This window comes from Streptomyces flavusporus (genome assembly GCF_046267975.1).
GTDB lineage: Bacteria > Actinomycetota > Actinomycetes > Streptomycetales > Streptomycetaceae > Streptomyces > Streptomyces flavusporus.
The window spans coordinates 3,996,356-4,020,341 of sequence record NZ_CP176503.1 but is presented as its reverse complement, the minus strand read 5'-3'; the positions used below and the strand labels follow the sequence as shown (position 1 = coordinate 4,020,341).

Annotated in this window: 23 protein-coding genes; 13 read left to right on the top strand and 10 right to left on the bottom strand. The window is 70.8% G+C overall.

What is annotated here, in order from left to right:
* Positions 1 to 110: 110 nt before the first annotated feature.
* Positions 111 to 1,469, top strand: coding sequence for a phosphoglucosamine mutase (glmM, locus tag ACKTSN_RS18900; protein WP_409470204.1), 1,359 nt, complete (start codon positions 111 to 113; stop codon positions 1,467 to 1,469).
* 217 nt (positions 1,470 to 1,686) lie between these two features.
* On the opposite strand, the gene ACKTSN_RS18895 is transcribed toward glmM, so the two are convergent.
* Complete coding sequence (locus ACKTSN_RS18895) at positions 1,687 to 2,628, bottom strand: DUF389 domain-containing protein (protein WP_409470203.1); 942 nt, start codon at positions 2,626 to 2,628, stop codon at positions 1,687 to 1,689.
* 16 nt (positions 2,629 to 2,644) lie between these two features.
* On the bottom strand, positions 2,645 to 3,613 hold the full coding sequence (gene coaA, locus ACKTSN_RS18890) for a type I pantothenate kinase (protein WP_224733572.1): 969 nt from the start codon (positions 3,611 to 3,613) through the stop codon (positions 2,645 to 2,647).
* A gap of 192 nt (positions 3,614 to 3,805) precedes the next feature.
* Between coaA and glmS the strand changes: the two genes are divergently transcribed.
* Positions 3,806 to 5,653, top strand: a complete 1,848-nt coding sequence (gene glmS / locus ACKTSN_RS18885) for a glutamine--fructose-6-phosphate transaminase (isomerizing) (RefSeq protein ID WP_224733571.1) — start codon at positions 3,806 to 3,808, stop codon at positions 5,651 to 5,653.
* On the opposite strand, the gene ACKTSN_RS18880 is transcribed toward glmS, so the two are convergent.
* On the bottom strand, positions 5,614 to 5,838 hold the full coding sequence (locus tag ACKTSN_RS18880) for a DUF397 domain-containing protein (protein WP_224733570.1): 225 nt from the start codon (positions 5,836 to 5,838) through the stop codon (positions 5,614 to 5,616). The two genes, glmS and ACKTSN_RS18880, sit on opposite strands and share 40 nt — an antisense overlap.
* Before the next feature lie 8 nt (positions 5,839 to 5,846).
* Positions 5,847 to 6,698 carry a helix-turn-helix domain-containing protein gene (locus tag ACKTSN_RS18875; RefSeq protein WP_224733569.1) on the bottom strand — a complete coding sequence of 284 codons (852 nt, stop codon included), beginning with the start codon at positions 6,696 to 6,698 and terminating at the stop codon, positions 5,847 to 5,849.
* A 209-nt stretch (positions 6,699 to 6,907) separates the two neighbouring features.
* Here ACKTSN_RS18875 and ACKTSN_RS18870 point away from each other — a divergent pair, with 209 nt between their 5' ends.
* Together ACKTSN_RS18870 and ACKTSN_RS18865 are read left to right on the top strand one after the other, a co-directional pair.
* A complete protein-coding gene (locus ACKTSN_RS18870) occupies positions 6,908 to 7,318 on the top strand; it encodes an ATP-binding protein (protein ID WP_409470202.1) in 411 nt (136 codons plus the stop codon).
* Positions 7,319 to 8,484: 1,166 nt separating this feature from the next.
* Positions 8,485 to 8,856, top strand: a complete 372-nt coding sequence (locus ACKTSN_RS18865) for a holo-ACP synthase (RefSeq protein ID WP_409470201.1) — start codon at positions 8,485 to 8,487, stop codon at positions 8,854 to 8,856.
* A 26-nt stretch (positions 8,857 to 8,882) separates the two neighbouring features.
* Here the strand turns inward: ACKTSN_RS18865 and ACKTSN_RS18860 are convergent, their stop codons facing one another.
* Positions 8,883 to 10,046 (bottom strand): hypothetical protein, encoded by a 1,164-nt coding sequence (locus tag ACKTSN_RS18860; protein ID WP_409470200.1) that lies wholly within the window; start codon positions 10,044 to 10,046, stop codon positions 8,883 to 8,885.
* 131 nt (positions 10,047 to 10,177) lie between these two features.
* On the opposite strand from ACKTSN_RS18860, the gene ACKTSN_RS18855 reads away from it, so the two are divergent.
* The 5 genes from ACKTSN_RS18855 to ACKTSN_RS18835 all read left to right on the top strand — a co-directional run bounded on the left by ACKTSN_RS18855 (position 10,178) and on the right by ACKTSN_RS18835 (position 15,262).
* On the top strand, positions 10,178 to 11,608 hold the full coding sequence (locus ACKTSN_RS18855; protein WP_409470199.1) for an NAD(P)H-hydrate dehydratase: 1,431 nt from the start codon (positions 10,178 to 10,180) through the stop codon (positions 11,606 to 11,608).
* A gap of 228 nt (positions 11,609 to 11,836) precedes the next feature.
* The gene (gene alr / locus ACKTSN_RS18850) at positions 11,837 to 13,015 is read left to right on the top strand and encodes an alanine racemase (RefSeq protein WP_409470198.1); all 1,179 of its coding nucleotides are present in this window, start codon (positions 11,837 to 11,839) and stop codon (positions 13,013 to 13,015) included.
* 86 nt (positions 13,016 to 13,101) lie between these two features.
* A complete protein-coding gene (locus ACKTSN_RS18845) occupies positions 13,102 to 14,337 on the top strand; it encodes an alpha/beta fold hydrolase (protein ID WP_409470197.1) in 1,236 nt (411 codons plus the stop codon).
* 88 nt (positions 14,338 to 14,425) lie between these two features.
* A complete protein-coding gene (gene tsaE, locus ACKTSN_RS18840; RefSeq protein ID WP_409470196.1) occupies positions 14,426 to 14,932 on the top strand; it encodes a tRNA (adenosine(37)-N6)-threonylcarbamoyltransferase complex ATPase subunit type 1 TsaE in 507 nt (168 codons plus the stop codon).
* 147 nt (positions 14,933 to 15,079) lie between these two features.
* Entirely contained in the window at positions 15,080 to 15,262 is a 183-nt protein-coding gene (locus ACKTSN_RS18835) for a hypothetical protein (protein ID WP_409470195.1), read from the top strand.
* A gap of 2 nt (positions 15,263 to 15,264) precedes the next feature.
* Here the strand turns inward: ACKTSN_RS18835 and ACKTSN_RS18830 are convergent, their stop codons facing one another.
* Positions 15,265 to 15,810 (bottom strand): hypothetical protein, encoded by a 546-nt coding sequence (locus ACKTSN_RS18830; RefSeq protein ID WP_409470194.1) that lies wholly within the window; start codon positions 15,808 to 15,810, stop codon positions 15,265 to 15,267.
* A 108-nt stretch (positions 15,811 to 15,918) separates the two neighbouring features.
* Between ACKTSN_RS18830 and tsaB the strand changes: the two genes are divergently transcribed.
* Genes tsaB through ACKTSN_RS18810 form a run of 4 tightly spaced genes read left to right on the top strand, consistent with a single transcriptional unit; the run spans position 15,919 to position 18,440 of the window.
* On the top strand, positions 15,919 to 16,572 hold the full coding sequence (gene tsaB / locus ACKTSN_RS18825; RefSeq protein WP_224735459.1) for a tRNA (adenosine(37)-N6)-threonylcarbamoyltransferase complex dimerization subunit type 1 TsaB: 654 nt from the start codon (positions 15,919 to 15,921) through the stop codon (positions 16,570 to 16,572).
* Positions 16,573 to 16,601: 29 nt separating this feature from the next.
* Complete coding sequence (gene rimI / locus ACKTSN_RS18820; protein ID WP_409474864.1) at positions 16,602 to 17,102, top strand: ribosomal protein S18-alanine N-acetyltransferase; 501 nt, start codon at positions 16,602 to 16,604, stop codon at positions 17,100 to 17,102.
* Positions 17,095 to 18,186: a tRNA (adenosine(37)-N6)-threonylcarbamoyltransferase complex transferase subunit TsaD gene (tsaD, locus tag ACKTSN_RS18815; protein ID WP_409470193.1), complete on the top strand. Its 1,092-nt coding sequence runs from the start codon at positions 17,095 to 17,097 to the stop codon at positions 18,184 to 18,186. Before rimI ends, tsaD begins: the two co-directional genes overlap by 8 nt.
* Positions 18,183 to 18,440, top strand: coding sequence for a hypothetical protein (locus tag ACKTSN_RS18810; protein WP_409470192.1), 258 nt, complete (start codon positions 18,183 to 18,185; stop codon positions 18,438 to 18,440). The genes tsaD and ACKTSN_RS18810 overlap by 4 nt, the downstream gene beginning before the upstream one ends.
* 15 nt (positions 18,441 to 18,455) lie before the next feature.
* On the opposite strand, the gene ACKTSN_RS18805 is transcribed toward ACKTSN_RS18810, so the two are convergent.
* Genes ACKTSN_RS18805 through ACKTSN_RS18790 form a run of 4 tightly spaced genes read right to left on the bottom strand, consistent with a single transcriptional unit; the run spans position 18,456 to position 23,921 of the window.
* Positions 18,456 to 20,762 carry a glycoside hydrolase family 3 N-terminal domain-containing protein gene (locus ACKTSN_RS18805; RefSeq protein WP_409470191.1) on the bottom strand — a complete coding sequence of 769 codons (2,307 nt, stop codon included), beginning with the start codon at positions 20,760 to 20,762 and terminating at the stop codon, positions 18,456 to 18,458.
* A 39-nt stretch (positions 20,763 to 20,801) separates the two neighbouring features.
* A complete protein-coding gene (locus tag ACKTSN_RS18800; protein ID WP_409470190.1) occupies positions 20,802 to 21,704 on the bottom strand; it encodes a carbohydrate ABC transporter permease in 903 nt (300 codons plus the stop codon).
* A gap of 4 nt (positions 21,705 to 21,708) precedes the next feature.
* Positions 21,709 to 22,563, bottom strand: coding sequence for a carbohydrate ABC transporter permease (locus tag ACKTSN_RS18795; RefSeq protein ID WP_409474863.1), 855 nt, complete (start codon positions 22,561 to 22,563; stop codon positions 21,709 to 21,711).
* Positions 22,564 to 22,586: 23 nt separating this feature from the next.
* Complete coding sequence (locus ACKTSN_RS18790) at positions 22,587 to 23,921, bottom strand: ABC transporter substrate-binding protein (RefSeq protein ID WP_409470189.1); 1,335 nt, start codon at positions 23,919 to 23,921, stop codon at positions 22,587 to 22,589.
* Positions 23,922 to 23,986: the final 65 nt, after the last annotated feature.

Genomic DNA, 23,986 nt, shown 5'->3' with positions numbered 1-23,986 from the left:
AAAGGCTGGTGTGATCGGATGGCCAGGCATCGAATGCCTGGGACACGGGAGCCATGTGCGCGGGCCGCACCCGCACGGCGACCGGAACTGACGCTTCCTCAGGAGGACAAGTGGGACGACTCTTCGGCACGGACGGCGTGCGCGGTGTCGCCAACGCGGATCTGACGGCCGAGATGGCGCTCGGTCTGTCGGTCGCGGCGGCCCACGTGCTGGCCGAGGCGGGCACCTTCGCAGGCCACCGGCCCACGGCGGTGGTCGGGCGTGACCCGCGCGCGTCCGGGGAGTTCCTGGAGGCCGCCGTGGTCGCGGGCCTCGCCAGCGCCGGGGTGGACGTGCTGCGCGTCGGCGTGCTGCCGACGCCGGCCGTGGCGTATCTGACGGGTGCGCTGGGAGCCGACCTGGGTGTCATGCTCTCCGCCAGCCACAACGCCATGCCGGACAACGGCATCAAGTTCTTCGCCCGCGGCGGGCACAAACTGCCCGACGACATCGAGGACCGGATCGAGTCCGTCTACGAGGAGCACCGACGCGGTGAGCCCTGGCAGCGGCCCACCGGGGCCGGTGTCGGGCGGGTCCGGTCCTACGAGGAGGGCTTCGGCCAGTACGTCGGCCACCTGCTCGACGTACTGCCGAACCGGCTGGACGGGCTGAAGATCGTCCTGGACGAAGCGCACGGCGCGGCCTCGGGGGTCTCGCCGGAGGCGTTCGCGCGGGCCGGTGCCGAGGTCGTCACGATCGGGGCCGAGCCGGACGGGCTCAACATCAACGACGGGTGCGGGTCGACGCACCTGGGGCAGCTCAAGGCCGCGGTCGTCGAGCACGGGGCCGATCTCGGTATCGCGCACGACGGTGACGCGGACCGCTGCCTCGCCGTGGACCACACCGGTGAGGAAGTCGACGGCGACCAGATCCTGGCCGTGCTCGCGCTGGCGATGCGGGAACGCTCCGCTCTGCGGGCCGAGACCGTGGTGGCGACCGTGATGTCCAACCTCGGCTTCAAGCTGGCCATGGAGCGGGAGGGTATCGCGCTGGTGCAGACCGCGGTCGGTGACCGGTATGTGCTGGAGGAGATGAAGGAGCACGGCTTCGCGCTCGGTGGTGAGCAGTCCGGGCACGTGATCATCCTGGATCACGCGACGACGGGTGACGGCACGCTGACCGGGCTGCTGCTGGCCGCACGGGTCGCCGAGACCGGTCGTACGCTGCGCGAGCTGGCGGGCGTGATGGAGCGGCTGCCGCAGGTGCTGATCAATGTGCCGGATGTGGACAAGGCGCGGGTGAAGACGTCCGCGGATCTTGCGGCGGCGGTTGCCGAGGCGGAGCGGGAGCTGGGGTCCACCGGGCGGGTGCTGTTGCGGCCGTCGGGGACGGAGCCGCTGGTGCGGGTGATGGTCGAGGCGGCGGATATTGATCAGGCTCGGTCTGTGGCGGGGCGGTTGGCTGATGCGGTGAAGTCGGCGCTGGGGTAGTTCCTGGTGCCGGGTTCTGGGTGGGGGTTCTGTGCTTGGCGGGCTGCGGGTTCGTTGTGGCTTGTCGCGCAGTTCCCCGCGCCCCTGAGGGACGTTGCCGCTAGGAGTCCGCTGAAGATCTTGCTCTGACCGCCCGGCTCGCCCCGGATTGCCGTTAAATGTCGATCGCCCTAAAGCGGTGCAAGTCGGGCGAGATTTCAAGATCTTCAGGACGCTCCTAGGCGGCGTTGCTTTGCCGGGTTCGTTGTTTGGACCAGAACCATTTCTGCGCCAGCAGTGTCAGGGTGCCCGCCAGGATGATGCCCAGCAGGTTCAGTAGGAGCTGTTCCGTGGAGCCCCACGTCTGGCCTGTGTCGCCGTAGCTCAGGGCCACGGCCGCGTTGGCGGCCGCCGGGACGGTCGTCACGGAGATGGCGACGCCGACCAGGGCGCCGGACTTCGCGGAGGTCAGGGAGAGGGTGCCGGCGGCGCCGGCGAGGACCGCCACGACGAAGGAGAACCAGTCGGGGGCGTAGACGAAGCCGGTCTGCGGCCGTTCGCCCTCCAGTTGCTCCTTGGTGAACAGGCCGACGGCGTCCATGAAGAGGCTGAAGCCCACTGTCACCGCCATCGCCACCGCGAAGCCCACGAGCAGCGCGATCAGTGAGCGCAGGGCCAGGTGCGGTCTGCGCTGCACCACCGCGGTGGAGATACCCGCCAGCGGGCCGAACTCCGGGCCGACCGCCATCGCGCCCACGATCAGGATCGCGTTGTCGAGGACGACACCGCAGGCCGCGATCATCGTGGCCAGGGTGATGAACGCGAGATACGTGATCGAGAGCGTCGACTCCTCATGGGTCGCGTCGGTCAGGTGTTCCCACAGCACGGCGTCCGCGGCCTCGCCCGGGGCCTCCGCCTCGGCCTTGTCGGCGCGCTTGGACAGGGAGAGGTCGATGTTCTCGACGGCGATGGAGCCGGTGTCGTCGAGGCCTATCTGCTGCAATCCGGTGAGCAGTTCGTCGCCCGCCTCACGCGCCACGTCGCACAGGACGACGTCCCCCGCGGGGTTGCGGGCGGCACCCGGCATCACGACCAGGTGCGTGGTGCCGACCGTCTTCTCGATCAGGCGGATCACGTCCCCGGTCTTCTCGGGCGGCGTGATCAGGCGCAGATGCAGCATGGCGGCAGCGTAACCGTCAGAGCTTGCGCAGGCTCAGGCGCTGCACCTTGTGGTCCGGGCCCTTGCGGATGATGAGGGTGGCGCGGCCGCGGGTGGGAGCGACGTTCTCGACGAGGTTGGGGCGGTTGATCGTGCGCCAGGTGGTGCGGGCGTAGTCGAGCGCCTCCTCCTCGGAGACCTGGGTGTACTTGCGGAAGTACGAGGACGGGTTCTGGAAGGCGGTCGCGCGCAGTTTCCTGAACCGGTTGAGGTACCAGCTCTCGATGTCCTCGGTGCGGGCGTCGACGTACACGCTGAAGTCGAAGTAGTCGGCGAGGCCGACCCGGGTGCGGCCGTCCTTGCCGGGGAGGGCGGGCTGGAGGACGTTCAGGCCCTCGACGATCAGGATGTCCGGGCGGCGAACCACGAGTCGCTCGCCGGGGACGATGTCGTAGATGAGGTGCGAGTAGACGGGGGCCGTCACCTCGTCCTTGCCGGCCTTGATGTCGGCGACGAAGCGGGTCAGGGCACGGCGGTCGTACGACTCGGGGAAACCTTTCCGCGACATCAGGCCGCGGGCCTGGAGCTCCTTGGTGGGCAGCAGGAAGCCGTCCGTCGTCACCAGCTCCACGCGCGGGTGCTCGGGCCAGCGGGAGAGCAGGGCCTGCAGGAGGCGGGCGACCGTGGACTTGCCCACGGCCACCGAGCCGGCGACGCCTATGACGAAGGGGGTGCCCGACTGCGAACCCTGTTCGCCGAGGAAGGTGTTGAGCGCGCCTCTGAGGCCGTCCGTGGCGCCGACGTAGAGGTTGAGGAGCCGCGACAGCGGGAGGTAGATGTCCCGCACCTCGTCGAGGTCGATGACATCGCCGAGACCGCGCAGCTTCTCGACCTCCTCCGCGGTGAGCGGCAGCGGCGTCTTGTCCCGCAGCGCGCTCCACTCCGAGCGGGTGAGGTCGACGTAGGGAGTCGCCTCCGGCCTGGGCCGGTGGGCGCTCCGGGGCATCGAGGAGACCGGAGAGATCACAGTCCATTGTTACGGGAGTACGAACGGACGGTGGGGTGGGATCCGTCACGCCGCTCCAGGGTGCTGCTCGGCGGGTCGGTCCCGTTGCGATGTTCGTACCGGCGTGGGAATTTCCGAATTCGGGCACGCTGCGACCGGTTCGGCGCCGAAAACGATCGTAGGCTGCCGGTCATGTGCGGAATCGTGGGATACGTGGGAGCGCAGTCGGCGCTCGATGTCGTGACGGCCGGGCTGAAGCGGCTGGAGTACCGGGGATACGACTCGGCGGGCGTCGCCGTGCTCGCGGACGGCGGGCTGGCGGCGGCGAAGAAGGCCGGGAAGCTGGTCAACCTGGAGAAGGAACTGGCGGACCGGCCGCTGCCGACGGGCACGACGGGCATCGGGCACACGCGGTGGGCCACGCATGGCGGGCCGACGGACGCGAATGCGCATCCGCATCTCGACAACGCCGGACGGGTCGCCGTCGTGCACAACGGGATCATCGAGAACTTCGCCTGTCTGCGGGCGGAGTTGGAGGAGCGCGGGCACTCGCTGACGTCCGAGACCGACACCGAGGTCGTCGCGCATCTGCTGGCCGAGGAGTTCTCGTCGTGCGCGGATCTCGCGGAGGCGATGCGGCTGGTGTGCCGGCGGCTGGAGGGGGCGTTCACGCTGGTCGCGGTGCATGCCGACGAGCCGGATGTGGTGGTGGGGGCGCGGCGGAACTCGCCGCTGGTGGTGGGCGTTGGAGAGGGCGAGGCCTTTCTCGCCTCGGACGTCGCCGCGTTCATCGCCCACACGCGGTCGGCGATCGAGCTGGGTCAGGACCAGGTGGTGGAGCTGCGCCGGGACGGGGTGACGGTGACCGGCTTCGACGGCCGGCCGGCGGAGGTCCGGTCGTACCACGTCGACTGGGACGCGTCGGCCGCGGAAAAGGGGGGCTATGACTACTTCATGCTCAAGGAGATCGCCGAGCAGCCCAAGGCGGTCGCCGATACGTTGCTGGGGCGCATCGACGCGGCCGGCTCACTGACGCTGGACGAGGTGCGGATCCCTCCGGGGGTGCTGCGGGAGGTCGACAAGGTCGTCATCGTGGCGTGCGGTACGGCTTTCCACGCCGGGTTGATCGCGAAGTACGCGATCGAGCACTGGACGCGGATTCCGTGCGAGGTGGAGCTGGCGAGCGAGTTCCGCTACCGGGATCCGATCCTGGACCCGCAGACGCTGGTGATCGCCATCTCCCAGTCCGGCGAGACCATGGACACGCTGATGGCGCTGCGGCATGCCCGTGAGCAGGGCTCCAAGGTGCTGGCGATCTGCAACACCAACGGTTCGACGATTCCGCGTGAGTCGGATGCGGTGCTGTACACGCATGCCGGGCCGGAGGTGGCGGTGGCGTCCACCAAGGCGTTTCTGACGCAGCTGGTGGCCTGCTACCTGGTCGCGCTGTATCTGGGGCAGGTGCGGGGCACCAAGTGGGGGGACGAGATCCGCGCGGTCGTCCGGGACCTGTCGCAGATCTCCGGTGAGGTCGAGCGGGTGCTGGGGACCATGGAGCCGGTGCGGGAGCTGGCGCGCACGCTGGCTCACAAGAACACGGTGCTGTTCCTGGGGCGGCACGTGGGATATCCGGTGGCTCTCGAGGGCGCGCTGAAGCTGAAGGAGCTCGCCTACATGCACGCCGAGGGGTTCGCGGCGGGTGAGCTGAAGCATGGGCCGATCGCGTTGATCGAGGAGGACCTGCCGGTGGTGGTGGTCGTGCCGTCGCCGCGGGGGCGCTCCGTGCTCCACGACAAGATCGTGTCCAACATCCAGGAGATCCGGGCGAGGGGTGCGCGGACGATCGTGATCGCGGAGGAGGGGGATGAGGCGGTGGTGCCGTACGCCGACCATCTCGTACGGATTCCGGTGACGCCGACGTTGCTTCAGCCGCTGGTGGCGACTGTGCCGTTGCAGGTGTTCGCGTGTGAGTTGGCTACCGCGCGGGGGAACGAGGTGGATCAGCCTCGGAATCTGGCGAAGTCGGTGACGGTGGAGTAGGGCTCGCTCTTCAAGGCTTCTATGAAGGGGGTGAAGGCTCCGGTCGGGAAGGTGAGGGTGGCTCTGGCCGGGGTCTTCGAGTCGCGGATGGCGACGTGGGTGGGGGAGTTCGCGATTTCCACGCACTCGTTCCCGTCGCCGCCGCCGGAGTGGGACGACTTCCGCCAGTTGTCGGGGGTGGTCATCGGGCGCCTCACAGCTCTTTGATCAACCTGTTGATGAAGTCACGCGAGCGCTCGGGTTCGAGTGACACGGCCTCCACTTTACGGAGGAGCGTTCGAAAAGCGCTGAGTTGGGCGTCGGAATCGATGAAGACGGTGCCATGGGGCGCGTCACGTACGACCGTGTCCAGCTTGGGTACGGCACCACCCACGTAGGTCATCGTGTTTCCGGCTCGGGAGAAGCCGTCCAAGTCGAAGGGGACCACACGCACCGTGATGTGTTCCGCTTCGGAGAGCTCCAGGATGCGGCCGAGTTGGGCTCGTGACACGGCCCGGTCGCTGACCCTGATGCGCAGGGCCGCCTCGTGGATCACGACCTCGAGGGGGATGGGTGTAGGGCCTTCGATGATTACGCGGCGCGCCATGCGGTGGCGGACGCGCAACTCAAGTTCTTCTTCGGTGAGTTCGGGGATTCTGTCGGAGAACACAGCGCGGGCGTAGTCCTCCGTCTGCAGCAGCCCCGGCACGTACAGGATGGCCACATGGCGCTGGAACCGAGCGTGGTGATCCAGCTCGGACAGGTCCAGGAACGATGTGGGCAGCAGGCCCCGGTACTCCTCCCACCAGCCGCGTGTCCGGTCGGTGGCCATGTCGACCAGGGCGTTGATGAACGCCTCGTCCGTGCATGCGTAGTGGGCTGCAAGGCGGCGCAGCCGCTGCTCGCTCACGCCCGCCAGTCCGGATTCGATGTGGCTGATCTGGACGCGACCCACTCCGAGCAACGCTGCCGCCTCGACAGCGGTGAATCCTGCCGCGTCGCGGAGTCTGCGCAGTTCGACCGCCAGGCGCATCTGGCGTGCCGTGGGTTCGCGCCTCAGAACCATCGATTGCTCCTCGGTTCAACACGCCTGCCAGCGTGCCTCGTTCGGGGTCAGATTACGCGATCGGCTTGCTCTGTATGACACGTTAGACCTACCGTCGGTGACGCGACGCACACACAGCGGAAGCGCACCGCGCCGTCCTGTCATGACGGCTGCGGCAATGACACCGCCCGCACCGCATCAACCCCTCACCATCGACCGGAGGTTGCCGCATGCCCGAAAACGAGTCCTGGGAGTACTCCCTCTACATCCCGAACGACCTGCGAGCGGTCACCGTCAGTCGCCGTACCCTCCGGCTGATCCTCACGATGCACGGCCTGATCCGGCTAGTCGACGTCGCCGAACTGCTGGCGACCGAGCTGGTCTCCAACGCCGTACGCCATACCAAGGGGCCCGCGGCCCTACGGGTGCGCTGGTCGGCCGGGGTGTTGCGCATCGGGGCGTGGGACGCCGACCCCGCACCGCCCGAACCGCCACGGCCGCTCGGGCAGCTCGCCGAGTCGGAGGAGGGGCGTGGGTTGGCGCTCGTGCGGGCCTGCGCCGATGTGTGGGGGTGGCAGCCGCTGGCCAGGGACGGCAACCGGGGCAAGTACGTGTGGTGCGAGCTGGCTGCCGCCGCGTAAGGCGTGTTGCTCAGCCGCCTGCTGGTGACGTGACCGTCGGGGCCGCCCGCTTCTTTGTCAGTGTCGTGCTTCCGCGAGGCGAGTAAAGGGCGCTGCGCGTCGCCTTCGGCGATGGCCCTGCGGGCCACCCTTGACTCGCCTCGCTCCAGCACGGGTGAGAAGCGAGCGAGCGGCCCGGAAAGGCGGGTGGCCGAGGCGGGCGGTCGCCTCCGTCGGTTGCGTAGCGGGCCGGGGTTGGCGGGCGCGGTCGCGCCTCGCATGCACGCCGGGTGGGCTTAGCGGCTTGCGGCCGGGGGTGACGGGCGCGTCGGCGGGGTGGCGGCACGCCGGCTCGGTTAAGCGGCCCGGGGTGGTGGGTGGCTGGGGCGCGCCAGGCGGTCGCGGCAGGCCGGGTCGGCATAGCGGCTTTCCCTCGGCGGGAGGCCCCGGGTGCGGGGGCAGGGGCAGGGATGCGGACTCGTCGGTGGCCCCTGGCAAGTCACGGATGTCACACCAGCCTCACGGACCGCACCCCATTAGGTAATTGGCCCATTTGGCTCAGGGCAGGCCGCCCCCACCTGGGCTTTCTCTCCCGCTGGGTGAGCCAAATCGGCCAATTGCTGTTCCAGAGCCCGACGTCGGAGCCGGGGAGACCGGCTTCGCGCGGCCCCGTCGCGGACTGACGCTGGTGGCGAATCCGCTGCGGCCGGGTAGTCAGCCGTGGGAATGTGACACTTTCCGTGAAAGTGTCACATTCTCCCGAGCCGTACACCGTGTCCCCCTGGGCCTCAGGCTAGTCCGCCGGGCTTACCAGTCAGAGACCCCGGACGCGGCCGCCACCGCCCACCATCCGCAAGCCGCTAAGCCCACCCGGCGTGCCGCCACCCCGCCGATGCGCCCCAGCCACCCACCCGCCGTAAGCCGCTGAGCCGACCCGGCGTGCATGCGAGGCGCTGACGCGTCCCCAACCCCGGTCGGCCCCCCAGCCCACCCGCATGGTCGGCCGACCTGGGGCACCCGCCTTTCCGGGCCGCTTGCTTGCTTCTCGCCCGTGCTGGAGCGCCCTTTACTCGGCTCGTGGAAGCACGACACTGGCAAAGAAGCGGGCGGCCCCGACGGTCACCTCACTACCGACGGCCGGGCAGCGGACCCGGGCCGCACCCTTTCGTCGCCGTAAGGTGCTCGGCATGAGCATCATCGGGGTCGGTATCGACGTGGCCGAGATCGACCGGTTTGCGGCGTCGCTGGAGCGGACGCCCGGGCTGGTTCAACGGCTGTTCGTGGAGAGCGAGTTGCTGCTGCCCAGCGGTGAGCGTCGGGGCGTTGCCTCGCTCGCCGTGCGGTTCGCCGCCAAGGAGGCGTTGGCCAAGGCGCTCGGTGCGCCGGCGGGGCTGCACTGGACGGACGCAGAGGTGTACGTCGAGGACAGTGGGCAGCCGCGGCTGCGGGTGACCGGGACCGTGGCGGCTCGGGCGGCGGAGTTGGGCGTGCGGTCCTGGCACCTGTCGCTCAGTCATGACGCCGGAGTGGCCTCGGCCGTTGTCATCGCCGAGGGGTGAGACGGACCGCCGAGGCCGACCCCGCGTCAGCAGATCGACTGGCTGCTGTTGACCAGCGTGTTGTTGCGGAACGTTGTGTTCGTGCCGCAGGGGCTTTCGCGGATCGCCGAGTTCGTCACCGTCAGGTTCTGGATGGTGATGTCCGAGTTGTTCGGGAACTCCGAGCGGGCCGCCAGGCGGATCTCGCCGCCACCGGTGACGCTGCCGCTCTGGGCGGCGATGTTTACGTTGTAGCAGTTCTCGATCAGGATCGAGTTGTTGCCGGTGTTGGAGATGTTCACCCGGTCGATGACCGCTCCGCCGCTCTCCGAGACGCAGAAGACGCCGCGGCCACCGCCGCGGGCGATCACCTCGCCCACGCGGATGTTGGTGGGATAGCTGCTGCCCACCCGGCCGTTGCGGTTGGCCATGCGGAACGCGGCGTACCCCGTGCCGGTACCCGCGCCGTCCGCGTCGACCTTCGTGACCGTGGCGTTGATCGTCTGGTTCAGCAACAGCCCCGATTCGCCCACGTTGCGGGCGGTGACCGTGCCGATGGTGATGCCGTCCACGCCGTACGTCTCGACCGCGTGGCTGCTGGCGCCGGAGACGTAGACGTTGTCGATACGGACGTTGCGGGTCCACTGGGTGGTGTCGCCCCGGTTGTCGATGCGGATGCCGAGGCCGGCCGACAGGCGCATGTCGATCTGACCGAGGATCACGTTCTGGACGTTGCGCAGGAAGACGCCGTACAGCGGGCTGCCGGTGACGTTCAGGTGCTGGACCTCCACGTCCCGGGTGCCGCGGGAGTAGACCGGCGCCTGGTCGCCGGAGCCCGTGCCGGTGACGTTGATCGTGCCGCAGACGTCGAGGGCGGTGTAGCTGGGGAGGGAGATGCGGGATCCGGCGGACATCGAGCCCGAGCCGCGTACGACCACGCGCTCCTTGGAAGTACGACCCGCGGTCAGGCTGTTGACGGCCGCCTGGACCGCTGCCCGCATGTCGGTGCCCGTGTGGACGACGCTGCTGCCGCGCCGGGCGGTCCAGTTGCTGCCGCTCTGTACGGCCTCCGCCTGGTACGAGCCCTCTCCGCAGGCGGCGGCCGCCCGGGAGGGGGCGGCGGTGGCCTGGGTGGGGGCGGTGAGCGTGCCTGCGGTGGTGAGGAGGGCGACTGCGCCGGTGGCGGCGAGAAGTGCGGCTCTGCGTCCCATGGGGGTTGGGTCCTCTCGTCGAATCGTTCGACTGAATCGATTCATCCTGTGGGGGCCGGTGAGTTTGGCAACGCGGGGGCACAGCGTCAATGGGTGCGACGAGGTTGGTGATGTGGGGGAGACTCGGGCGTATGCGGACTGCGTACAGCGTGGAGACGGTCAGGGCAGCTGAACGGGACTTGATGGCGCGGCTTCCGGAGGGGGCGTTGATGCAGCGGGCGGCCGCCGGGCTCGCCGCTGCCTGCGCGGACCTGCTGGGGCGCGTGTACGGCAGCCGGGTCGTGCTGCTGGTCGGCAGCGGGGACAACGGGGGTGACGCGCTGTATGCCGGGGCGCGGTTGGCCCGGCGCGGTGCGGGGGTGACGGCCGTGCTGCTGTCGCCCGAGCGGGCTCATGCGGGTGGGCTCGGGGCGTTGCGGCGGGCGGGGGGTGTCGTCGCGGGGGTCGGTGGCGCCGAGGAGTTGATCGGGCGGGCCGACCTCGTCGTGGACGGGATCGTCGGGATCGGGGGCAAGGGCGGGCTCCGGGCGGAGGCGGTGCCGCTGGCGGAGGCGGCGGCGCGGGGGCGGGCCCCCGTGGTTGCCGTGGACCTGCCGAGTGGGGTCGATGTCGACACCGGCGAGGTGCGGGGGGCGGCCGTACGGGCCGACCTCACGGTGACGTTCGGGACGCACAAGCCGGGGCTGCTGGTGGATCCGGCGCGGGAGTACGCCGGGTCGGTGCGGCTCGTCGACATCGGGCTTGAGCTTCCTGCCGAGGCCGAGTTGGAGGCGTTGCAGCACGCGGATGTGGCGGCGCTGCTGCCGATGCCGCGGGCGGAGAGCGACAAGTACCGGCGGGGTGTTGTGGGGATCGCCGCCGGGTCGGGGCGGTATCCGGGCGCCGCGGTGCTAGCCGTTGCGGGGGCCCTGCGGGGTGGGGCGGGGGCCGTGCGGTATGTGGGGCCGGCCGGGGATGCGGTGATCGCGCGGTTCCCGGAGACGCTCGTGTCCGATCAGGGGCCTCGGCGGGCGGGGCGCGTGCAGGCGTGGGTCGTCGGGCCGGGGGCCGGGGACGACGCGGGGACGGTGGCCGAGGTGCTGGCGGCCGACGTGCCGGTGCTGGTGGATGCGGACGGGCTGCGGCTGGCCGACGCCGGGGCGGTACGGGGGCGTGGTGCGCCGACGTTGATGACTCCGCATGCCGGGGAGGCGGCGGCGTTGCTGGGGGTTGCGCGGGAGGAGGTCGAGGGGGCTCGGCTTGCGGCGGTGCGGGAGTTGGCGGGGCGGTATGGGGCGACCGTGCTGTTGAAGGGGTCGACGACGTTGGTTGCGGGTGCGGGGGGTGGGCCCGTGCGGGTGAATCCGACGGGGACGCCGTGGCTTGCCACGGCCGGGAGCGGGGATGTGTTGTCCGGGCTTGCCGGGTCCTTGCTGGCGGCGGGGCTTTCTACGGTGGATGCGGGGAGTGTGGCGGCGTATCTGCACGGGCTGGCCGGGCGGTATGCGGCGGATGGGGCGCCGGTGGGGGCGCATGATGTGGCGGGGGCGATTGGGGGGGCTTGGCGGGATGTGTGTGGGTGAGTGGGGCGGCTGGCGGTGAGTGGGGTGCGTCACCCGGCGACTGAGTGGGTGACCGCCGGGGCAGTGGGCGGCGGGTGGGGTGCGTAACCCGGCGTTGCGGGGTGCCGCTGCGCCCACCCGTGCCGCCCCAGCGGCACGACTGCCCGCAGCTACGTGTGGCACGACTGGCCGCAGCTGCGCTAGCACGGTGTCGAAGGGATGTCCGACCGCTCTGAGACACTAAGCGCGATGAGTACGACTGCGCATCTGCCCAGCGCCCCGTTGCGTGCCCGGGCCGAGATTGATCTGGGGGCCCTTCGGGCCAATGTGCGTGCCCTGCGTGCGCAGGCGCCCGGTGCGGCTCTGATGGCCGTGGTGAAGTCCGAGGCGTATGGCCACGGGGCGCTGCAGTGCGCCCGTGCGGCGGTGGACGCGGGGGCGACCTGGCTGGGTACGGCCACGCCTGAGGAGGCGCTGGCGCTGCGCGCGGCGGACGGGCTGCCGGCGGACGTCAGGATCATGTGCTGGCTGTGGACGCCCGGCGGACCCTGGCGGGAGGCGATCGAGGCCGATCTCGACGTCTCCGTCAGCGGTATGTGGGCCCTGCGGGAGGTCACCGAGGCGGCGCGCGGGGCCGGCCGGCCGGCGCGGGTGCAGCTCAAGGCCGACACCGGGCTCGGGCGGGGCGGCTGTCAGCCGGGCGAGGACTGGGCCGAGCTCGTCGGGCAGGCGGTCAGGGCGGAGGCCGAGGGGCTGGTCCGGGTCACCGGGCTGTGGTCGCACTTCGCCTGCGCCGACGAGCCCGGGCATCCGTCCATCGCCCTCCAGCTCGGGCGGTTCCGGGAGATGGTGGCGTACGCCGAGGGAACGGGCCTGCGGCCCGAGGTGCGGCACATCGCGAACTCGCCGGCCACGCTCACGCTTTCCGAGGCCCACTTCGACCTCGTACGGACCGGGATCGCGTTGTACGGCATCTCGCCCAGCCCCGAGATCGGCACCCCGGCCGACTTCGGGCTGCGCCCCGTGATGACGCTGTCGGCCTCGCTGGCGCTGGTCAAGCAGGTGCCCGGGGGGCACGGGGTCAGCTACGGGCATCGGTACACCACCCCCGGCGAGACCACCCTCGGCCTCGTCCCGCTCGGCTACGCGGACGGCATCCCGCGGCACGCCTCGGGGACCGGCCCGGTGCTGATCGGCGGCAAGTGGCGGACCGTCGCGGGGCGGATCGCGATGGACCAGTTCGTCGTCGACCTGGGGGGCGACGTGCCCGGGACGGGGACGGAAGCCGTACTGTTCGGGCCCGGCGACCGCGGGGAGCCCACCGCCGAGGACTGGGCGCAGGCCGCGGGGACCATCGCGTACGAAATCGTCACGCGCATCGGAACGCGTGTTCCCCGCGTCTATGTGAACGGGGAGCAGGACGGGTAACCCGCCCAGGGGCCCCGCAGCAGTACATCGTGTGTGACAGACACCGGAACCACCCGACCCACCAGCCCGGCGAAGAGGAGCGGTACGTGAGCGAGAGCAGTGCGGAGGGCGTCGCGAGCGCCGCCGCCGCGGCCGTCGCCTCCGCGACGGGGGCGGCCGGCAACTGGCGCAAGGTCACTGGCATCGCGGGCGCCGCCATAGGAGTCATCGCCGCGGGCGCGGCGGCCGGCGTCGCGATAGAACGGATGACCGTCGGCCGCGGCATACGGAAGAAGGCGCGGCTCGCCCTCGACTCGGCGGGGCCGTACGGCGCACTGCGCGGCACGCCCGGCCGCGCCTACGCCGAGGACGGCACCCAGCTGTACTACGAGGTCGACGAGGTCGAGACCGAGGCGGGAGTGGCGCCGCGCCGCCGCCGGCTCTTCGGCCGCAAGGCGCCCGCACCCGTCACCGTCGTCTTCAGCCACGGCTACTGCCTCAGCCAGGACTCCTGGCACTTCCAGCGGGCCGCGCTCCGCGGTGTCGTACGGACCGTGCACTGGGACCAGCGCAGCCACGGCCGGTCGGGTCGGGGGGCCGCGCAGGTACAGGACGGCGCGCCGGTCACCATCGACCAGCTCGGCAGCGATCTGAAGGCCGTCATCGACGCTGCCGTGCCCGAGGGGCCGATCGTGCTGGTCGGGCACTCCATGGGCGGGATGACGGTGATGGCCCTGGCCGACCGGTATCCGGAGCTGATCCGCGAGCGGGTCGTCGCCGTGGCGCTCGTCGGTACGTCGTCGGGGCGGCTCGGCGAGGTCAACTTCGGGCTGCCCGTCGCGGGCGTCAACGTGGTGCGGCGGGTGCTCCCCGGGGTGCTGAAGGCGCTCGGGCAGCAGGCCGAGCTGGTGGAGAAGGGGCGCCGGGCCACCGCCGATCTGTTCGCCGGGATCATCAAGCGCTACTCCTTCGCCTCCCGGGACGTCGACCCGGCCGTCGCCCGGTTCGCGGAGCGGATGATCGAGGGCACGCCGATCGACGTGGTCGCCGAGTTCTACCCGGCGTTCACCGACCACGACAAGACGGAGGCGCTCGCCCTCTTCCAGGACATGCCGGTGCTCGTCCTGGCCGGGGTCAAGGACCTCGTCACGCCCAGCGAGCACAGCGAGGCCATAGCCGATCTGCTGCCGGAGGCCGAGCTGGTGCTCGTGCCGGACGCCGGGCATCTGGTGATGCTGGAGCACCCGGCGCTCGTCACCGATCGCCTCGCTGATCTGCTCGCCCGCGCGGGGGCGGTGCCAACCACGGCTACCGTGGGTGGCTGTGACTCCGCCTCCTCCTGACGGAGGTGGCTTCCAGCCTTCGGCTGCGGTCCAGCCCGAACCGGCTCCTCGCGGGGCGTAACCGGTGTACTACTGCAAGTGAGTGACGATGGAAGAAATCGCAGCGCCAATTCCTCCTGCCGAGCTGACCGTCACGTCCCCCGAGCAGATGCGCCAGCTCGGCCGCCGTCTGGCCAAGCTGTTGCGCGCCGGCGACCTGGTGCTGCTCAGCGGTGAGCTCGGCGCGGGCAAGACGACGCTGACCCGCGGACTCGGCGAGGGCCTCGGGGTGCGCGGCGCGGTCACCTCGCCGACGTTCGTGATCGCCCGGGTGCACCCCTCCCTGGGGGACGGGCCTCCGCTGGTCCACGTCGACGCGTACCGGCTGGGCGGCGGTCTGGACGAGATGGAGGATCTCGACCTCGATGTCTCGTTGCCCGAGTCGGTGATCGTCGTGGAGTGGGGCGAGGGCAAGGTCGAGGAACTGACCGACGACCGGCTGCACGTCGTGATCCACCGGGCCGTCGGGGACACGACGGACGAGGTGCGGCACGTGACGCTCACCGGGATCGGGGAGCGCTGGGCCGCGGTGGACCTGAGCGTGCTCTCGGCCTGAGAGGCCGGGTGGCCTGGGAACTTCATGAACGTTCCGACAATACGTCGGCAAGATGTTGCGTCCGGCCGCTCCGGCGTGGTCACATGGTATCCAGTCCGTAGTTAGGTCTACCTAACTACGTCCGCCCCCGGGCCTCAGGAGGCGTCCATGTCGGCTACGGAACGAGACGAGACGGTGCCGCACGTGGTGGCCGGGGTGTCGATGCGCGACCTGCTGGCGTCGTGCGCCGCCGCGCACGCGATCTCGACGCCGCCGCGCGACCCGGAGCCGAGGACTCCGCAGGTACCGCACGTGCGCCAGACCCCTGAGGACCACCGCGAGGCGGCGTAGCTCTATCGGATGACGACGACCTTCTGGCCGATCGTCGCGAACTTCCACATTTCGTTGCCGTCCGCGCGGGACTGGCGGATGCCGCCGGTCCGCGCCTTCGGGTCGGGCGGTGGGGTCAGGCCGCTCTTCGCCGCGCTGAAGCCGATGGGTACACCGTCCACGCTGGTGAAGCGGACGACGTGCTCGACGGGGATGCCGTCGGATCCGGTGACCGCGCCCGAACGGGACGTGACGTGGTAGGTGGCCGGCGCCGGGTCGACGGTGCTCGGGGTGACCCGGAAGGTGCGCGTGACCCTGTTGTCCGGGCCGACCAGCCACACCCGGTCGTCGTCCAGCGAGTACACGACCCGTTCGCCGGTGCCGGAGTTGCCGGGCAGGGCGGTGGGGTTGCTCCTGTCCCGGGGGGCCTTCGACGCAGCCGCCGACCTGTCGCCCGCCGCGCTCAGCTCCGCCGGGATGTTCGCCGACGCCTGATAGCCGAGATAGCCGACCGTCACGAGGGCCGCCGCCGTGAGACCGGTGACGAGTCCGGCGCTGGTGCTGGACACGGACGTCCACCTCCGGGTCGTTTGTCCATATCTGTGGTGAATCTGCGGTGACGCTAGCAGCAGCGGAGGCGTGGGCCGGGGTGCCCCGAGGAGCCGTAGGCTGTTTGCGTGCTCTTGCTCGCTCTCGATACCGCAACTCCCGCCGTCACCGTCGCGCTGCACGACGGTACGGACGTCATCGCCTCGTCGAGCCAGGTCGACGCCCGCCGGCACGGTGAGCTGCTGCTGCCGGCCGTCCACCGTGTGCTCGGCGAGGCGGGGCTCACGCTGGACGCCGTCACGCGGATCGTCGTGGGGATCGGCCCGGGCCCGTACACCGGGCTGCGCGTCGGGTTGATGACCGCCGACACCTTCGGGCTCGCGCTCGGCGTGCCCGTGCACGGCGTGTGCACGCTGGACGGCCTCGCCTACGCCGCCGACATGGAGGGCCCCTTCGTCGTGGCGACCGACGCCCGGCGCAAGGAGGTCTACTGGGCGCGGTACGCCGACTCCCGCACCCGCGTCACGGACCCGGCCGTCGCCCGCCCCGCCGACATCGCCGCGCAGGTCGAGGGGCTGCCCGCGGTCGGTGCGGGCGCGCTGCTGTACCCGGACACCTTCCAGGTCGTGCACGAGCCCGAGCATGTGTCCGCGGCCGCCCTCGCCCGGCTGGCCGTCGAGAGGCTCGGCAAGGGCGAGGAACTCCCCGCGCCCCGCCCGCTGTATCTGCGTCGGCCCGACGCCCAGGTGCCCAAGAACTACAAGGTGGTCACCCCGAAGTGACCGAGCCCGTGACGCCCGTGCTGCGTGAGATGCGCTGGTGGGACATCGATCCCGTCCTGGAGCTGGAGCGGGACCTGTTCCCCGAGGACGCCTGGTCGCGGGGCATGTTCTGGTCCGAGCTCGCCCATGCGCGCGGCCCCGGGGCGACCCGGCGGTACATGGTCGCTCAGGACGGCGCCGGCCGGATCGTCGGGTACGCGGGCCTCGCGTCCGCCGGTGGCATCGGGGACGTCCAGACGATCGCCGTCGCCCGTGACCACTGGGGCACCGGACTCGGCGCGCGGCTGCTGACCGAGCTGCTGCGGGCCGCGACCGCCTTCGAGTGCGCCGAGGTGATGCTCGAGTGCCGGGTGGACAACGTCCGCGCCCAGAGGCTGTACGAGCGCTTCGGCTTCGAGCCCATCGGCTTCCGGCGTGGCTACTACCAACCGGGGAACGTGGACGCCGTGGTGATGCGCCTGTTGACCGCATCCGACAGCGGCTCCGCCGCGGGTGCCCCCTCTGAACAAGGAACCGATATCCATGGCTGACGAACCCCTGGTCCTGGGGATCGAGACCTCCTGCGACGAGACCGGAGTCGGCATCGTCCGCGGCACCACCCTGCTCGCGGACGCCGTCGCCTCCAGCGTCGACGAGCACGCCCGCTTCGGCGGGGTCGTGCCGGAGGTCGCGTCCCGCGCACACCTGGAGGCGATGGTGCCGACCATCGACCGGGCGCTGAAGGAGGCAGGGGTCAGCGCGAAGGACCTCGACGGCATTGCGGTGACCGCAGGTCCGGGGCTCGCGGGCGCGCTGCTCGTCGGGGTCTCGGCGGCGAAGGCGTACGCCTACGCGCTGGGCAAGCCGCTGTACGGCGTCAACCACCTCGCCTCCCACATCTGCGTCGACCAGCTGGAGCACGGGGCGCTGCCGGAGCCGACGATGGCGCTGCTGGTGTCCGGCGGGCATTCGTCGCTGCTTCTCTCCTCCGACATCACCTCCGACGTCCGCCCGATGGGCGCGACCATCGACGACGCGGCCGGCGAGGCCTTCGACAAGATCGCCCGGGTGCTGAACCTCGGCTTCCCGGGCGGCCCGGTCATCGACCGGTACGCGAAGGAGGGCGACCCGGACGCCATCGCGTTCCCGCGTGGTCTGACCGGCCCACGCGATCCGGTGTACGACTTCTCCTTCTCCGGACTGAAGACGGCCGTGGCCCGCTGGATCGAGGCCAGACGGGCGGCGGGGGAGGAGGTGCCGGTGCGGGACGTGGCGGCGTCCTTCCAGGAGGCGGTCGTGGACGTGCTGACCCGCAAGGCCGTACGGGCCTGCAAGGACGAGGGCGTCGACCACCTGATGATCGGCGGCGGTGTGGCCGCCAACTCCCGGCTGCGGGCGCTGGCCCAGGAGCGGTGCGAGGCGGCCGGGATCCGGCTGCGGGTGCCCCGGCCGAAGCTGTGCACGGACAACGGCGCGATGGTCGCGGCGCTGGGTGCCGAGATGGTGGCCCGGGGTCGTGCGGCGTCGAGCTGGGACCTGTCGGCGGACTCGTCGCTGCCGGTGACGGACCCGCATGTGCCGGGCCATGACCATGACCACGTCCACGAGGTCAGCAAGGAGAACCTGTACTCGTGACGGTGGCGTTGATGTGGGAGGCAAGGGCGGTTCCCGGACGGGGGGCGGAACTGCTCGCCTGGGCCGCTGAGCAGCGGCTCCCCGAGCAGCCCCTGCGCCGGGAGACCTTCCGCGCCCCGCAGGACCGGGTGCTGGTCATCACCTGGTGGGACGCGGCCTACGACGCCGACCTCCCCGAACTTCCGGAGCCGGACGGGGAGTTGGTCACTCGGGCGGTGCATCGGTGGCGGTTCGAGTCGGTGCGGGCGGACTGACCGGCGTGCCGGAGGTCACCCCACGCCGGACACCTCCGTCTCGCAGCGCAGTCGGCGATCCGGGCCCAGCACCCTCACCGGTCCCGTGAGAGTCAGCTGTGCCGTGTGCCGTATGTCCGCGCTGGATGCCGCCAACCGCAGTTCCAGCGCGCCCGGTTCGACCACCCTTCGGCCGGACCGGTCGGTGAAGGCCGAGAGATCCGCATGGAAGCGGAAGGTCACGCGAGCCGCGTCTCCCGGCTCCAGCTCCACCCGGCGGTAGCCGATCAGACGGACGTCCGGGCGGGTCACGGAGGCCACCGGGTCGTGCAGGTAGAGCTGGACCACCTCCGCGCCCGCGCGGTCGCCCGTGTTGCGGACGACGGCCGAGACGTCGTACGAGCCGTCCGTGCCGATGGTGGGATGCGTGCCCTCGACGGGCTCCCAGGCGAACGTCGTGTACGAGCGGCCGTGTCCGAAGGCGTACAGCGGGGTCGGGTCCAGGTTGCTGACCTCGCCCGCCAGGCCCAGCGGCGGCTGGAGGTACGTCCACGGCTGCCCGCCGGACAGGTCCGGGACGCTCACCGGGAGCCGGCCGGACGGGTTGACGCGGCCCGACAGGACTCCCGCCACCGCCGGGCCGCCCTCCTCGCCCGGGAAGAACGCCTGGACGGACGCGGCCAGCCGGCCGTGCCAGCGGCCCAGGGCGTACGGCCGGCCGGTGAGCAGGACCAGCACCACCGGGACGCCGGTCGCCACCAGCGCGTCCAGCAGATCGCCCTGGACACCGGGCAGACGAAGGTCGGAGGCGTCGCAGCCCTCGCCGGAGGTGCCGCGGCCGAACAGGCCCGCCCGGTCGCCCAGGACCGCCACGCACACATCCGCCTCCGTCGCCCGCGCCACCGCCTCCGCGAAGTCGGAGGTGTCGGGGTCGGCAACCCCGCAGCCCTCCGCGAACGTCACCTTCGCGTCGGGGAGTTCGGTGCGCAGCGATTCGAGAAGGGTCGGGATCTCGATGCCCGTCGGGACTTCGGGGTGATGGGGCAGGACGTGGGAGGGGAAGGAGTAGCAGCCGAGCATCGCCAGGGCGTCCGCGGCCCGGGGGCCCACCACGGCGACACGGGTGTCCGGGGCCAACGGCAGTACGCCGTCCGGGTTGTCCAGCAGGACCACCGACTCCTGAGCCAGCCGGCGGGCGAGCGCACGGTTCGCCGTCGCGTCCAGGTCGATCGACTCCTGCGGCTCGGGCTGCCAGTCCTCGTCCAGCAGGCCCAGCTCGCACTTCTGGAGCAGGACGCGGTGGGCCGCCCGGTCCACGAGTTCCTCCGGGACCGCCCCCGCCCGCACCGCGGCCACCAGCGGCTCCCCGAAGCACTTCAGCGTCGGCAGCTCGACGTCGATCCCGGCCGCCAGCGCCCGGTGCGCCGCCTCGGCCGGGGTGCCCGCCACGCGGTGCAGGGTCTCAAGGAATCCGACGCCGAAGTAGTCCGAGACGACGGTTCCGGTGAACTGCCATTCCTCTCGGAGGAGTTCGGTCAGCAGCCAGGGATCAGCGGACGCCGGTACGCCGTCCGTCTCGTTGTACGCCGCCATCACCGAGCGTGCGCCGCCCTCGCGCAGCGCCAGCTCGAAGGGGGGCAGGGTGACGTCCGCGAACTCCCGCACGCCCGCCCGCACCGGGGCCAGGTTGCGGGCGCCGGCCGAGGACGCGTATCCGGCGAAGTGCTTGAGCGTGGCGACGATCCCGGCCGACTCCAGGCCCCGCACATAAGCGGCGCCGATCGTGCCGACCAGGTACGGGTCCTCGCCGATCGTCTCCTCGACCCGGCCCCAGCGCAGGTCCCGTACGACGTCCAGGACCGGGGCGAGGCCCTGGTGGACGCCGACCGAGCGCAGGTCGGCGCCGATCCGCCGGGCCATCTCCTCGACCAGCGCCGGGTCGAAGGTCGCGCCCCAGGCGAGCGGGACCGGGTACGCCGTCGCCTGCCAGGCCGTGAAGCCCGCCAGGCACTCCTCGTGGGCGATCGCCGGGATGCCGAAGCGGCCGGCCTCGACGATCCGACGCTGGGCCTGCGCCAGGGAGCGGGCACCGGCCGCCGGATCGACGGGGGCTGTGCCGAAGGGGCGGGTGAGCTGGCCCAGGCCGTGCCGGATCAGCTCGTCGAGATCGAAGGCATCGGTCATGTCGTGCTGGTGGGGGGCGACTCCGGCGCCGTCCGTGTCGGCCCCCACCCACACGCCGTACAGCTGGGCGGTCTTCTCCTCGAGGGTCATCCGGGAGAGGAGGTCGGCCACACGGGTGGCGGCGGGCAGGGCGGGGTCACGCCAAGGGGCGGTGCTCATGAAACTCCTGTCGGGAGGGTGGGGGTCGCTTACCGCTGGTCACTTGCCGCCCACGCCCATCAGGCCGCCCACCAGCGCGCGGCGGGCCACCAGGTAGACGGCGAAGATCGGGATGCCGGAGAGGACGACCGAGGCGAGCAGGGCGGGGATGTTCACGCCGAACTGGCTGACGTAGTTGAACAGTCCGAGGGTCAGTACGCGCGGACCGTCGGACTGGGTGAAGATCAGCGGGAAGAGGAAACCGTTCCAGGCCTGCAGCGCGGAGTAGATGACGACCGTGCCGATGCCGCCCTTGGCCAGCGGGACGGTCAGCTGGAACAGCATCCGCAGCGGTGAGGCACCGTCCAGAGCCATCGCCTCGTACAGCTCCTCGGAGATGTCCCGCAGCGTGCCGGTCAGGATCAGCACCGCCACCGGCATCGCGAAGGCCGCCGTCGGCAGGATGACCGCGAGCAGACTGTCGTAGAGATTCAGCTTGGCGATCATCAGGTAGAGCGGCACCACGACCGCCTGCGCCGGGATCGCCACCCCGAGCAGGAAGAGCCGGAATGCGGCTCCCGACCAGCGGTTGCGGGTGCGTACGGCGACGTAGGCGAGCGGGACGCACAGGACCAGGACGATGGCCACGACCGCCGCCGCCACGATCGCCGTGTTCGTCAGAAAGTGGCCGAAGCCGTTGTTCAGGACGGTGTTGTAGTTCTCGAGGGTCGGATTCGTGGGCGGTTCGAGAGCGCCCTGGCCCAGGGCCTCGTCCTGGCGGGCGAGGGAGGCCGAGATCATCGCGTAGATCGGGATGATCACGACCGCGAGCCAGATCAGGGAGCCCAGGCCCGCGAGGGGGTTGGCGCGCCGGGTCCAGTGCCGGGGGCGGTGACGGGCCGACGGCGGTGGTGTGCCGGGGCCGGTGGTCTTCACAGGGCGGGGCAGTGTGTCGTGCGACATTCCGTCACATCCCTTCCCGAGTGCTGCGCATGGCGCCGAAGCCGGTCAGCCGCACCAGGAGCAGGGACAGCCCGGTCGCCGTCGCGACCAGGAAAGAGGCGATGGCGCTCGCGTAGCCGAAGTCGTAGCTCTTGAAGCCCGCCTCGTACATCAGGTACGGCAGGATCGCGGTGTCCGTGCCCGGACCGCCCTGGGTGAGGATCAACACCGTCTCGAAGTACGTGAGGGAGCCGACCACCATCAGGACGCCGGACGTGGCCATGGTGTTGCGCAGCTGGGGGAGCGTGATGGAGAAGAACTGGCGGTAGCGGCCCGCTCCGTCGATCGCCGCCGCCTGGTAGAGGATGTCCGGGATCTGGCGGGCGCCGCCCTGGTAGATCAGCGTGTGGAACGGGATGAACTGCCAGCCACCGACGAAGACGATCGCAAGGAAGGCACCGCTGGAGGAGCCGAGGGTGTCCTGCCGGACGATGCCGAAGTTCGGGTCGAGCAGGGCATAGAAGAGCAGGGAGATCGCCGTCGAGGACAGCAGGAACGGCACGAAGAAGATCGCGGAGAGAACGGCGCGGTTGCGCTGCCGGCCCGCCGCCCACACGCCGAGCAGCAGGGCCACGACGGTCTGGAAGGCCCAGCTGGTGACCGTGAGCAGGATTGTCAGCCACAGGGACTGGGTCAGACGGGGGTCGTCCAGCAGCTTCTGCCAGTTGGCCAGGCCGACCGGCTTCGGGTCGCCGAGGCCGTTCCACTCGGTGAAGGAGAGGTAGAACGCCAGGGCCATCGGCGCCACGGCGAAGAACGCGAAGAACAGCACCCCGGGCAGGGCCCAGCCGGCGTGCGGCCGGCCGGCCCGGGTGCGCATGCTCATCGCCCGGGTGCTCACGCTCACCGCAGCTCCTTGAGCGCTGCGACGAACCGGCTCGGCGTCGACTTGCCCACGAACAGCTTGTTGATCTCCGTGAGCATCGGCGTCTGGACACTCGGGTCGACCGCCTGGTCCCAGCTCAGCGTGAAGGTGGGGGCCTGCTCGACCATCTCGTACTGGAACTTGGCGAACTCGGGGTTCGGCGCGGCGTCCAGCAGCGCGGCCGCGTTGGACGTCGTCGGGATGTCGCCGCCTGCGACCAGGTCCTTGGCGTACGCCTCGGACGCGCAGTCCTTGAGGAAGGCGATCGCGGCGTCCTTGTTGCGGGTGCGGGCGTTGACGGACCAGTAGTTGGTGGGGTTGCCGACCACGTTGCGCACATCGCCGGAGCCGCCCTCGACCGTCGGGAAGGCCGCCCAGCCCAGGTTGTTCTTCGCGAAGTCAGGGAACTTGCCGAGCTGCGTGGAGTACTCCCAGGAGCCCATCAGATGCATCGCGGCCCTGCCCTTCGCGAAGACCGCGGGCGCGCCGCCGTTGACGTAGGACACGGAGCTGAAGCCCTCGCCGAAGGCGCCGTCGTCGATGAGGTCCCGTACGGTCTCGGCGGCCTTGAGGACGGCCGGGTCGCCCCAGCCCGACGCGTCACCGTTCTTGATCCGTTCGAAGACCTCGGGGCCGCCGATGCGGTCGACCAGGTACTCCAGCCACATCAGCTCGGGCCAGATGTCGGAGCCGCCGAGCGCGAAGGGGGTGATGCCGGCCTTCTTGAGCTTGGCGTTGTTGTCGAGCAACTGGTCCCAGGTGGTGGGCGGTTGCAGCTTGTGCTCGGTGAACACGGCTTTGTTGTAGAAGAGGATCACCGGCTGCATACCGCGCATCGGTATGCCGTAGTTGCGCCCGTCCAGGCCGCCGGCCGCCAGCACCGAGGGCAGGAAGCCGTCCTTGAGTACCGGGTCGTTCTTGATGGTGTCGGTCAGGTCGACGAGCTGGTCGGCCTCCTGGTACGCCTTGATCGAGCCGCCTCCCCAGTTGAACAGGACGTCAGGGGCGTTGGGCGAGCCCATCGCCGTGCGCAGCTTGGTCGGGTACTCGGTGCCGGGGATCTTCTGCAGCTTGACCGTGCCCTTGGCCGACTTCGCGGCGGCCGAGCCGTTGAAGCGGGCGACGGCCTTCTCCTGCACCTTCACGGCGTCGTCGCCGTACACGAGGGCGGTGAGGGTGCCGCCGCCGCTGCCGGAATCACCGCCGGAGCCGCAGGCGGTGAGCCCGGTGGTGAGCAGGGTGGTGGCACCGGCGCCGAGCACCCAGCGCCTGCTGAACGTTCGCCCGCCATTGGACGACGTGGTGGACCCCATGACAGCACGCACCTCTCGAATGTTTCGTGCATCTTCTCGAATGTTCCGGGAATTTATGGCGACGC